General features: G+C 62.6%; 11 protein-coding genes and 2 pseudogenes. 8 read left to right on the forward strand and 5 right to left on the reverse strand.

Translation table 11 applies throughout. The features are described from left to right. A partial coding sequence (locus AC3WON_RS19850) for a CaiB/BaiF CoA transferase family protein (protein WP_492352582.1) occupies positions 1 to 1106 on the reverse strand: 1106 nt, incomplete at its 3' end. 95 nt (positions 1107 to 1201) lie between these two features. Between AC3WON_RS19850 and AC3WON_RS19855 the strand changes: the two are divergent. Together AC3WON_RS19855 and AC3WON_RS19860 are read left to right on the forward strand one after the other, a co-directional pair. Continuing rightward, positions 1202 to 2253 (forward strand): annotated as a pseudogene (locus AC3WON_RS19855) (RNA-guided endonuclease InsQ/TnpB family protein). Between the two features lie 299 nt (positions 2254 to 2552). Next, on the forward strand, positions 2553 to 3470 hold the full coding sequence (locus AC3WON_RS19860; protein ID WP_492321062.1) for a LysR family transcriptional regulator: 918 nt from the start codon (positions 2553 to 2555) through the stop codon (positions 3468 to 3470). Between the two features lie 98 nt (positions 3471 to 3568). Here the strand turns inward: AC3WON_RS19860 and AC3WON_RS19865 are convergent, their stop codons facing one another. Further along, a complete protein-coding gene (locus AC3WON_RS19865; protein WP_492352548.1) occupies positions 3569 to 4480 on the reverse strand; it encodes a LysR family transcriptional regulator in 912 nt (303 codons plus the stop codon). Between the two features lie 114 nt (positions 4481 to 4594). Here AC3WON_RS19865 and AC3WON_RS19870 point away from each other — a divergent pair, with 114 nt between their 5' ends. After that, entirely contained in the window at positions 4595 to 5593 is a 999-nt protein-coding gene (locus tag AC3WON_RS19870; RefSeq protein WP_492352549.1) for a tripartite tricarboxylate transporter substrate binding protein, read from the forward strand. Positions 5594 to 5600: 7 nt separating this feature from the next. Next, positions 5601 to 6776, forward strand: a complete 1176-nt coding sequence (locus AC3WON_RS19875; RefSeq protein ID WP_492352550.1) for a M20 aminoacylase family protein — start codon at positions 5601 to 5603, stop codon at positions 6774 to 6776. A 79-nt stretch (positions 6777 to 6855) separates the two neighbouring features. On the opposite strand, the gene glnA is transcribed toward AC3WON_RS19875, so the two are convergent. Both glnA and AC3WON_RS19885 read right to left on the reverse strand, forming a co-directional pair. Then, a complete protein-coding gene (gene glnA, locus AC3WON_RS19880; protein WP_492352551.1) occupies positions 6856 to 8331 on the reverse strand; it encodes a type I glutamate--ammonia ligase in 1476 nt (491 codons plus the stop codon). A gap of 149 nt (positions 8332 to 8480) precedes the next feature. Continuing rightward, the gene (locus tag AC3WON_RS19885; RefSeq protein ID WP_492321067.1) at positions 8481 to 8960 is read right to left on the reverse strand and encodes a PaaI family thioesterase; all 480 of its coding nucleotides are present in this window, start codon (positions 8958 to 8960) and stop codon (positions 8481 to 8483) included. A 68-nt stretch (positions 8961 to 9028) separates the two neighbouring features. Here AC3WON_RS19885 and AC3WON_RS19890 point away from each other — a divergent pair, with 68 nt between their 5' ends. After that, positions 9029 to 9487: a MarR family winged helix-turn-helix transcriptional regulator gene (locus tag AC3WON_RS19890; RefSeq protein ID WP_492321068.1), complete on the forward strand. Its 459-nt coding sequence runs from the start codon at positions 9029 to 9031 to the stop codon at positions 9485 to 9487. A 79-nt stretch (positions 9488 to 9566) separates the two neighbouring features. Further along, the gene (locus AC3WON_RS19895; protein ID WP_492352552.1) at positions 9567 to 9857 is read left to right on the forward strand and encodes an excalibur calcium-binding domain-containing protein; all 291 of its coding nucleotides are present in this window, start codon (positions 9567 to 9569) and stop codon (positions 9855 to 9857) included. Positions 9858 to 9936: 79 nt separating this feature from the next. Here AC3WON_RS19895 and AC3WON_RS19900 read toward each other — a convergent pair whose 3' ends face one another. Then, complete coding sequence (locus AC3WON_RS19900; RefSeq protein WP_492352553.1) at positions 9937 to 10149, reverse strand: LysR substrate-binding domain-containing protein; 213 nt, start codon at positions 10147 to 10149, stop codon at positions 9937 to 9939. 4 nt (positions 10150 to 10153) lie between these two features. Here AC3WON_RS19900 and AC3WON_RS19905 point away from each other — a divergent pair. After that, positions 10154 to 10537 (forward strand): annotated as a pseudogene (locus AC3WON_RS19905) (pyridoxal-phosphate dependent enzyme); the annotation flags it as partial. Between the two features lie 172 nt (positions 10538 to 10709). Next, positions 10710 to 11417 carry a response regulator gene (locus AC3WON_RS19910; protein WP_492352554.1) on the forward strand — a complete coding sequence of 236 codons (708 nt, stop codon included), beginning with the start codon at positions 10710 to 10712 and terminating at the stop codon, positions 11415 to 11417. Position 11418 lies beyond the last annotated feature (1 nt).

Genomic DNA, 11418 nt, shown 5'->3' on the forward strand with positions numbered 1-11418 from the left:
GGGTTGGGCAGTGCGCCGGGGGTGGCGCTCAGCTTCGGCACGATGCCGGGCAACTGGACGGGGGTGCCGTCCGGCAATTGCGCGTCCAGGATCATGTCGCGCGCGCGGTAGTGCGGATCGCTGGCGATATCGGCGACGTCGTAGATCTTGCCCGCGGGGATGCGGGCGCCATTGAGCGCGTCGAGTGCCGCTTCCAGGCTGCGCTGTGCCGCCCATTCGCCAATGGCGGCGTCGAGCATCGCGACCTGGCTGACCCGGCCGTCGTTGTGGGCCAGGGCAGCGTCGTCGCGCAGGTCGGGGCGCTCGATCATGTCCATCAGCCGCCTGAAGATGCCATCGCCATTGCCAGCGATCAGCACATACTTGCCGTCGGCGCAGCGGTACGCATTGGTCGGCGCGATGCCGGGAAGACTGCTGCCGGCCGCCTGCCGCACGGCGCCGAACACCGAGTATTCCGGCAGCAGGCTCTCCATCATGCTGAACACCGACTCGTACAAGGCCACATCCACGACCTGGCCCTGGCCGCCGTTCTGCTCCCGGTGCCGCAACGCCAGCAGGATGCCGATCACACCGTGCAGCGCGGACAGGGAGTCCCCGATCGATACCCCCACGCGCACCGGGGTGCGGCCCGGCTCGCCGCTCAGGTGGCGCAAGCCGCCCATCGCTTCGCCAATGACGCCGAAGCCCGGCCGGTCGCGATAGGGGCCGGTCTGGCCATAGCCGGACACGCGCAGCATCACCAGCCCGGGGTTGGCCGTGCGCAGGCTGTCCCAGCCCAGGCCCCAGCCTTCCAGCGTGCCCGGGCGGAAGTTCTCGATCAGCACGTCGCTTTGCGCGGCCAGCTTGCGCACGACTTCCTGGCCTTGCGGCGTGCGCAGGTCCAGCGTGACCGACTGCTTGTCGCGGGACTGTGCCTCCCACCAGACCGAGGTGCCTTCATGCAACAGCCGCCACTTGCGCAGCGGATCGCCCGTGCCCGGCGGCTCGACCTTGATCACTTCCGCGCCGAACGCCGCCAGCATGCGCGCGGCAAACGGCCCCGCGATCAGCTGCCCCAGTTCCAGGACGCGTACGCCGGCAAGGGGCTTTGACTTGCTTGTTTCCATCTCCATCAGATTTGCTCCGAGAAACCTCGCCATTCATGGCGGGGAGTGAAAGGAGTGCTGCCGGCAGCAAGCAATCCCAAATTAGAATGGCCGGCATGCTTCTCGTCTATCGCTACCGGGTGAAGTCGCTGAACGGCCTGCTCAATCAGCAGAGCCGCGCGGTGAACTACGTCTGGAACTTCTGCAATGACTCGCAGAAGCACGCGCTCAAATGGGGGAAGAAGTGGCCGAGCGGGTTCGATCTGAACGTGCTGACCACCGGCAGCAGCAAGGAACTCGGCATTCATTCCGGCACGGTCAACGCGACATGCGAGCAGTACGCGAAATCGCGCAGCCAGCATCGCCGTCCTTACTTGCGATACCGCGGTAGGAAGAGCTTGGATGGGTGCCCATGAAGTGCCGCGATTTGAAGCGAGAGCGCGAGGCGTTTCGCTTTGCCGGGCATACCTTCCGCGTGTTCAATAGTCGCCTGTTGCCCGAAGGCAAGATCAGGGACGGCACCAACTTTGCGCAGGATTCGCGCGGGAACTGGTTTCTCAACATCGTGATAGAGGTTGCTGATATGCCGGCACGCCCGATTCAAACTGGCGTCGGCATCGATCTTGGTTTGAAGGACTTCGCGACGCTCTCGACCGGCGAGAAGCTCCCCAATGACCGCTTTGGCCGGCATGCCGCCGAACGACTGGCGAAGGCGCAGCGTGCGCGAAAGCACAAGCGGCATATTGCCAAGCTGTATGCCAAGGTGGCGAATGCCCGCGCCGACTTCCAGCACAAGCTTGCGCTCGAGCTCGTCCGGCGCTTCGATTACATCGCGGTCGGCAACGTGTCGGCTTTGAAACTCGCCAAAACTAAGATGGCGAAGAGCGTCTACGACGCATCCTGGTCGTCCTTCCGGGAGAAGCTCCGCTACAAAGCGATTGCGCACGGAGCTACGTTTGAGGAAGTGAACGAAAGCGGTTCTACCCAGTCCTGTTCGGCGTGCGGTTCGAAGGACAGCACGACGCGGCCGAAAGGTATCGCAGGACTGCGAATAAGAGAGTGGACTTGCAGTAGATGTGGTGTCGTGCATGACCGTGATACCAATGCTGCGTTAAACATTCTCCGATGCGGACGTGCATCGCCAAGTGTGGGAATCCCCTGCCTTTAGGCAGGGGAGGACGTCAACTCGATGGCTCCTGCTGTGTGTGTGCTGGAGATAGTGGGTCAAAAGCCGTTGCCTGGTAATCGATGGATTCTCAACCGTCCTTTCCTGACGGGAAAAGGTGGTCCATATTGCTGTACGGGGGCACCACCACCGGCACAACCCGCCACTTGTCGGCTATCCCAGGCGGATCAAGGCTAGCATCGAGATTCGGGAAGCCCGGCGCGCCGTTTGACAAGGCGCGAGCGGCTTACTAGCCTTTCCTGACTTTCAATCCAGTCGGCGCGCGTCGCCAGTGCAATCCGATGATCAATCCTGCCCATTTCGATCTCCAGTCCCTGCGCGTCTTCCAGCTGGTGGCCCAATGCGGCGGGCTGACGCAGGCGGCGAACAAGTCACACATGACGCTGTCGGCCCTGAGCAAACGGATCGCAGACCTTGAGCGCACGGTGGGATGCGCGCTGTTCCTGCGGGTTCGGCGCGGGCTTGAGCTGACGCCGGCTGGCCATGAGCTGGTCCAGCATGCGCGCATGGTGCTCGACAAGGTCAACCAGATGGCGGGCGAGATGAGCGACTTCGCCACCGGCGTGCGCGGACACGTCAAGGTCTGGGCCAATACGTCAGCCGTGATCCAGTTCCTTCCGCACGACCTGGCAAGCTTCCTGGCTTCGCAGCCGATGATCAGGATCAGCCTGGAGGAGCGCCTGAGCCAGGACGTGGTGGTGGCGCTGCTGTCCGGTGAAACCGATATCGGCGTGTTCGCCGACAACGTGCCCGCTTATGACATCAGGAAGTCTGTCTATCGGCGTGACCGCCTGGTCGTCCTGGTGCCTGCCGGGCATCCGCTGGCCGGGCGCTCGGAAGTGAGTTTCGACGAAACCCTGGAGTACGACTTTGTCGGCCTCAACCAGGGCAGCTCGCTGCTGCAGCGCCTGACCGACGCTGCATCGGCACTGGACAAGGTTGTGCGGCTGAGGATCCAGGTCAGCAGCTTCGATGCGATCTGCCGGATGATCGAGGCCGGCCTGGGCATCGGCGTCCTGCCGGATGGCGCGGTCCGGCCCGAACTGCTGGGTGCCGGGCTGCATGCCGTCTACCTGTCCGACGCCTGGGCCTCACGCATTCTCTGGCTGGGCGTGAGGGATGAAGCTGGTCTCCTGCCGGAGGCAAGGACGCTGCTGCAGCATCTGCGTGCAGCGGGGTCTGCCAGCGCGAGTCGTTGATGGCATGGATGTGCCGTGATGCCGGTCACCGACGGTCCACAGGACGCATTTCACCGTCAGCACGGCCTGCCAGGAGATGACGCCGCGCCGGGCGGCGGCTAGTCACGCAAATGCTTGCCCATGAATTTTCGGAATATTTCCATGCTCGGTGCCTCGGTTCGCCCCGCCAGGGTGAAGAAGGCATAGCGGGGGCCGTCATCGACCGCTGGGGTAGTGTCCAGTTCGCATAGTTTTCCTGCGGCAATCTCCGCACGCACTGCCGCGACGATGCTGAACAGTATCGCGTCGGAATCCAGCACAGCTTCGACCAGGCTCCGGACATTCTCGCACCTGAGGCTCAGGCAATGCTCCGGATCGGCGCGCGGTCCGAAGCGCTTCACGAGGTTGCGCGCGACTTCCGTGCTGAGCGGGGCGGAAGCCAGCGGATAACGCATGACATCGTCAAACGTTACAGCGTCTCCGCCGGCGGCCTGTTGCACAAGCGGATGTCCTGTGCGGCAGATAAAGCGACCCTGCAACGCGTTCAGCAACTCGTGGCGAAGGTCCGTTGCTGGCGCCACGCTGCTCACCTCCACGACGACTGCATCAAGCGATCGCTGACGCAGCTGGATCATCAGCGCATCGGAAGTACCAAGCGACACGCTGACCTGTATGCCGGGATGGTGCCTGGCCATGTATCGCAGAAACGGCGTCGCCAGCACTGCGCCCGGCCCGGCGCCCAGGCCGACGCGGATGGCACCCAGGTGGTGGTGGTGGAACAGTTCGACGCTGCGATGCAGTTCCGCTTCCTCGAACACGATGCGCCGGGCCCGGTTGGCAATCAGCTCCCCCAATGGGGTCAGCACATTGCGCTTGCCGTGCCGGTCGATCAGGCGGCCTCCCAGTTCATCCTCCAACGTCTGGATGCTCCGGCTCAGCGCGGACTGGGTCAGGTGCAGGCGTTGCGCCGCCTGGCTGAAGGACGCCATATCCGCCACCATCAGCAGATGCTTGAGATGTTTGAGATGCATTGCGCACTTCGTGATGAGATTTTTGAATAAATTTTAGTCTGATAATGCATTGGACGCATGCTTGATGGCGCTTTACGATCCGATTCCACAAGAACACGGATTGAGGAGACAGCCATGACCCGATTCAAGAACGTCGGCCGCCGTTGGCTCGGCGGCCTGGTTGCAGCACTGCTTCTTGCCGGCCTGGCGCCGGCACACGGCTTTCCTGACCGGCCGGTAACGCTGATGGTGCCGTTCCCGGCGGGGGGCCTCTCCGACGTTGTTGCCCGGAACCTGAACGGGCCCCTCGCCCGGCAGTTCGGGCAGCCGGTCATCGTCGAAAACCTCGGGGGAGCTGGTGGAGCAATTGCCGCGCAGAAGGTCCTTCACGCACCGGCCGACGGCCATTTGCTATTGCAGGCAGGGCCCGGCGAGCTCATCACTACGCCGCTGGCCAATGCCGCAATCAAATTCAGGAGCGAGGATTTCCGGCTGGTGCATATGGTCGGCGCGGTCGATCTTGCCATCCTGGTGCGCAGGGATCTGCCGGTAAAGGATGTCGACGAACTGGCCGCCTATGCCGCGCAGGCAGCCAAGGCCGGCAAACCACTGACGTATGCCAGCGTCGGCATCGGCTCGCTCTATCACCTCCTGGGGGCGCATATGTCCCAAACCATCGGAGCGCCGATGACTCACGTGCCTTACAAGGGCGGCGCGCCCGTGATCCAGGACCTCGTTGGCGGAATCGTCGATATCTTTATCTCGCCGTTTGGCAAGCCTGATATCGAACGCATGCGCACCGGCCAGGTCAGGATGCTGGCGGTCCTGTCGCCCACACGCGTGGATGCAGTGAAGTCGGTGCCCAGCGTCAATGAAAGCAAGGCGCTGCGGGGCTTCAACTATTCAACCTGGGCCGGGATCTTCGTGAAGAAGGACACAGCCGAGCCGGTTGTGCAGGCGGTGCACAACGCGATTGTGCATACGCTGGCCGACCCCTCGGTGCGCGCCAGCCTGGATGCCGCGAACCTGCCTGCGTCCAGGCCGGTGTCGCTTGCGGAAAGTCAGAAGGCCTATCAGCAGAGCATCGAACAATACCGCGGCATTGCCCGTGCCATCGGCTTGCAGCCGCAATAAGGACGCCATGCATCCCATCCTGGCCGCGCTGCGGGATAGCGCCGAAGAGTTCGTAGCAGTTCGCTGTGACCTGCACCGGCATCCGGAACTCGGCTTCGAGGAACATCGCACCAGCGACATCGTTGCCAGCCTGCTCGCCGAATGGGGCTATGAGGTCGGGCGCGGGCTGGGGACAACGGGGGTCGTCGGCCGGCTGCGGCGCGGTTCGGGCAACCGCAGCCTTGGCATCCGCGCCGACATGGATGCCTTGCCGATGGAGGAGGCCACAGGGCTGGCCTATGCCAGCTGCCATCCTGGCGTCATGCACGCCTGCGGGCATGATGGGCATACCACCATGCTGCTTTGCGCAGCAAAGTACCTCGCCCGGCGCGGCGGTTTCAGTGGAACGCTGAACCTTATCTTCCAGCCGGCAGAGGAGGGGTTGGGCGGTGCAAAGAAGATGATGGAGGACGGACTGTTCAGGAAGTACCCTTGCGATGCCGTCTTCGCCATGCACAACGTACCGGGCACCGCATCGGGCCGTCTGCTCTTGCGTGAGGGCGCGGCGCAGGCTTCGGCCGACAACGTGACCATTACGCTGGAAGGCGTCGGTGGCCATGCAGCGATCCCACACCACGCGGCCGATCCTGTCGTGGCCGGCGCCTCCATCGTGATGGCCTTGCAGACCATCGTGGCGCGCAATGTCGATCCGCTGCAAGCGGCGGTCATTACCGTGGGCGCATTCCAGGCCGGTACCGTCTCCAATATCATTCCCTCGCATGCCGTGCTCAGGCTGAGTGTCCGCGCACTGGACCGCGATGTGCGAGAGCAGATCGAACAGCGTGTCAGGGATCTGGTATCGGCGCAGGCGCAGAGCTATGGCGTCACGGCGCAGGTCGATTATCAGCGCGGATACCCAGTCCTGGTGAATACGCCGGCTGAAACGGCGTTCGCGAGCCAGGTTGCTCTGGAGTTGCTGGGCCCGAGCCACGTCAATTGCAAGGCGTCGCCCATTGCCGCAAGTGAGGACTTTGCCTTCATGCTGGATGCCGTGCCCGGCTGCTACCTGTGGATCGGAAACGGCGAAGGCGGAATGGCCGGAGGCTGCTCGGTCCACAATCCCGGCTACGACTTCAATGACGGGAACATTGCTGTCGGTGCGGCGTATTGGGCCCTGCTATGCGAACGATTCCTCGTGGACTAATGATCGGCCGGCGGGATGCACAGTCTTCCATCACCGGCTGGGCCGCCAGCGTTCGTCGTCCCGGCGCCACCTACGGTGATCAAATGTCGAAGTAGAGCTGGAATTCCCATGGGTGCGGCCGCACCTTCAAGGTATCGATCTCGCGCGTGCGCTTGTAGTCGATCCAGGTGCTGATCAGGTCTTCAGTGAAAACATCACCTTTTCGCAGGAACGCTGAGTCGGCTTCCAGCGCGCAAAGCGACTCTTCGAGCGAACCTGGTACCTGCCGGATGCTGGCCGCTTCCTCCGGTGGCAGATCATAGATGTTCTTGTCGAGCGGGTCGCCGGGATCCGTCTGGTTTTCAATGCCGTCCAGGCCGGCGAGCAGCATTGCCGAGAAGGCTAGATAGGCATTGGCGGACGGGTCAGGACAGCGAAATTCAACGCGCCTGGCACTTGGGGAATCCGAAACCATGGGAATCCGGGCCGCGGCGGACCGGTTGCGCTGCGACATGGCCAGGTTGACAGGCGCCTCGTATCCGGGCACCAGCCGCTTGTAGGAGTTCGTGCTCGGTGCGCAAAAAGCCATCAGCGCGGGGGCGTGGCTGAGCAAGCCGCCTATATACCAACGGCACATCTGGGACGTCTGCGCCCAACCGTTCTTGTCATAAAAGAGGTTCTCGGCGTCGCGCCAGAGGCTCTGGTGGCAATGCATGCCGCTCGCGTTGTCGGCAAACAGCGGCTTGGGCATGAAGGTGGCGACCTTGCCGTGGCGGCGCGCAACGTTCTTGCAGATGTACTTGTACATCATCACGTTGTCTGCCATTCGCATCAGTGGCGCAAAGCGCATGTCGATTTCGTTCTGGCCCGCCGTGGCGACCTCATGGTGATGCACCTCGACCTGGATGCCGGCCTGCATCAGCGCGAGCACGATTTCGGAGCGGATGTCCTGCAGCGTATCGCTTGGCGGCACGGGAAAATATCCTCCCTTGTAGCGCTGCTTGTAGCCGAGATTGCCGCCACCATAGGCGCCTTCGTCACGCCCCGAGGTCCATTCGCCTTCGGCGGATTCGACATGGTAGTAGCCAGAGTGCTGGTCCTGCCCGAAGCGGATGGAGTCGAAAATAAAGAATTCAAGTTCGGGACCAAGGTAGCAAACCGTGGCAAGACCGGTTTGCCGGAGGTAGAGCTCTGCCTTGCGTGCGATGTGGCGCGGATCGCGCGAATACGGCTGGTGCAGGACAGGGTCCAGCACGTCGCAGATCAGCGCCAGCGTTGGTGCTGCGCAAAACGGATCGATGAATGCCGTGGCCGGGTCAGGCCTGACCAGCATGTCGGACTCGTGGATTTCCTGGAACCCGCGAATGGAAGACCCGTCGAAACCGATGCCGGCCGAGAACAGGTCGTCGTTGACTTCCGGCAGCGTGATCGAGAAGTGCTGCCACACGCCGGGCAAGTCGGTGAACCTGAGGTCAACCACCTGGATCGCGTGCGTCCGGATCAGATCGATGACTTCGCCGGGGTTTTGTGGCGGTGCAACGTGATAGCTGCCGGGTTCTATTGAGACCATGCCCATATCCGCCTCCGTCATCTGCGCGCAGCTAGTTCAACATTAGCTTGTCAGATTCCGAATGGAAAGCGCCTCACCAACCCCGCAGTCCAGCCGAATGTCTGTGGTCGCCAGCCCGACTCAAGCCGGCTTCCCCAGACATTCGCTTGGTTTGCCTATTGTTCCCGCGCAGGCGATAGCACGAGTAGCGTAGACGTGCCATGGGCCAGAACGCGCCCGTCCTTCGCAAGCACGCGAGCTTCCGCGGTAATGATCTGACGGCCGTGGCTGACAACGCGGCCTTCGACACGGACCCGGCCTGTATCGGGCTTGATCGGCCGGGAGAAATTGCCCTTTGTTTCGATAGTGGTGTAACCAGTGCCGGCGGGAAGTAGGGAGTTGGCTGCGCAGCCGGCTGCGCTGTCGATGAGCGTCAGGGGCCATCCGCCGTGCACCGAACCCATTGGATTGAGCAGTCTGGACGACGGCTCGCCTTCGAACGCGGCGAATCCGTCGCCGACCTCAACTAACCAGAAGTCGAGGGCCTGTGAGATGGGCGGCTGCGGCAGGTGTCCGTCCACAATGGCTTGAAGAATTGCCCTGCCGTTCATGTTTGCGACGTCGGCGGGTGAGGCAAGGCCGTATCGATATTCCATCTCGTCAGATCTCCTCGTTGTTGGTACTATATGCAGATACAAACAATGCATCTGCATATAGTATCGGCATGCAAAAGCGAAGACAAGGAGCCAGGACCCTGCGCGCAGACGCCGCTGCGGTTCTCGATGTCGATCTCGGCTGGTGGTCGCGCCTGTTGGCGCGCAGAATTACAGCGGAGCTGGATGAGGCGTTGGCTTCATCTGGCCTGTCCAGTACCCAATTTGGATTGATGTGCCTGATCGCGTCAGCAACGGACGACACCCTTGCCTCATTGGCGCAACGAGCCGGACTGAATCAATCGACAATGTCGAGGAATGTGGATCAGCTTGTCAGCACGGGGCTGGTGGAAGTCGTCACGTCCGAAGCGGATCGCCGCCGCCGCGCGGTGTGGTTGACAGAGGCTGGCGCCTTCAAGTTGCAGCAGGCCCTGGCGCTGTGGCAGCCAGCCCACCGTGCGTTGCGCCAAAAGCTGGGTTCAGAGTTGCACGACATGGTAGGCGAGGTCGCAGCAAGGCTGGCAGAGTAGTGGCAGAGCGCCTGACCGACAACGACGCTGTTGTGGCATCCTTCCATTTCCAAAAAGAAAAAGAAGGGTAGGGGTCAACATGTATAAGGGCTTGCTGGTAGTTGCGGCCGTCGCGGCCGCCTTCATCTATTACAAAACGCACGCGCCTTTGGCAAATCCCGTTGCCCAGGCCGAGCCACAGCAGATCGAGGTTTCAGCCGTGGCAGCAACGGCGGAACCGGCATTCCGCTGCGAGGGCAAACAGCACTGCAGCCAGATGGCATCCTGCGCGGAAGCGCGCTTCTATCTGAAAAACTGCCCGGCGGTAAAGATGGATGGGGACGGCGACGGTATTCCATGTGAGACGCCGCCCCTGCAGTGCATGTTTTGACGTGCCGCTTGCTGTCCGACACCGGAACCGCGCAATGCGTCATGTGACCGACCGGCACGGGCCGTCACGAAACCAACGGCTATTGGCTTGCCCGATCATCGATCACGTGCTGCAGCGCCTGCACGAATTGCCTGACCGCTGGCGTCGCTACCTCCTCGTCGAACGCGAATTCCACGTCGAAGCGGTCAGCGACCTCAGGCAGTGGCACCAGCCGCACGGTCGGCGGACAGACGGTTGCCAGGCTTGCGGGGACAAACGCGCAACCCATCCCCGCCGAAACCAGACCGAACACGTCCGACGTGCCTGTGATCGCGGTAGAAACCGACGGTGCGGACTGCTACGCCCGCTCGGTTGCCGAAGGCAGGCCGGTGGAACTCTCACAGATCACCAGCGTGGCGATGTCGCTTGGCGCCAGGCGGCCGTGTGATGGCGCGCTCCGATGGGCGCAGCGTCACGAGATCCACAGCGTCGTTGTGTCAGACAAACAGGCGGTGGAGGCAGCGATAAGGTTTCTTGACGAACACCGCGTCCTGGTTGAGCCGGCATGCGGCGCAGCCTTGGCGGCATTGGATTGCGACACCCCGGTGCTGCAGGCGGCCTCCAGCATTGCCGTGGTGGTATGTGGCGGGGCCACGGTGACGGCACAGCAACTGCTTGACTTTGCTGCAAAGCTGGACTGAGCGGGTTTAAGGTAGCAATTTGGTAAGCTCGGCTACCCGCCGGCGAGATTCGCCCGGATTACCTGGTTCCGGGGATGCCCCTCACGGCCGATTTCTGTCAGCCTGGCGTGATCCGGAGATCGGCCAATTCCGGTGGTACAGCTAAACTCTGGCCGTGACCGCACCGTACCCCATGAGCCAACCATTGACTGACACCGGCGAATCGGTGTTGCCCGCGCCCTTGCTGGTCGTCGAGGACGAGCCACTGATGCAGACCAGGCTACGCACGATCCTGGCCACGCTCGGCTATGCCGATGAGGCCTTGTGGTTTGCCGGCAGCCTCGCCGACGCCAATGCGCTGCTAACCGCCCAGCCGTTTGCGATGGTGCTGGTTGACGTCGGGCTGCCCGACGGCAATGGCATCGACCTCATTCGCGCGTTGCACGAGCGCGATCCCGCCTTGCCAATTCTGGTAATCTCGACCTGGAACACGGAGCGCGTCATCGTGAGCGCGCTGCAGGCGGGTGCCACCGGTTACCTGCTCAAGGAGCGCGACGACCTCGAGATTTCCTTGTCGATCCGCAGTGCGCTGCGCGGCGGAGCGCCGATCGATCCTTTCGTTGCCAGGCATATCCTCGATCTGGTCGCCACGACGGCACCATTGCCCGGCGGGGCGCAAATTCATGCGCGCCGATTGGTCGGCGCGTCGCCGCTGAGCGCACGGGAAATCGAAATCCTCTCGCTGGTCGGCAAGGGCCTGACCAATCGGGAGATCGCGGATTTGCTGTCCTTGTCCAGACTGACGGTCGAATGCCACATCAGGAACATATACAAGAAGTTGGCCGTCCACTCCCGCACGCAGGCCGTTTTCGAAGCGCGTGCGCATGGCTTGTTGCGCTGAT

Source organism: Cupriavidus sp. FW305-46, assembly GCF_058787075.1.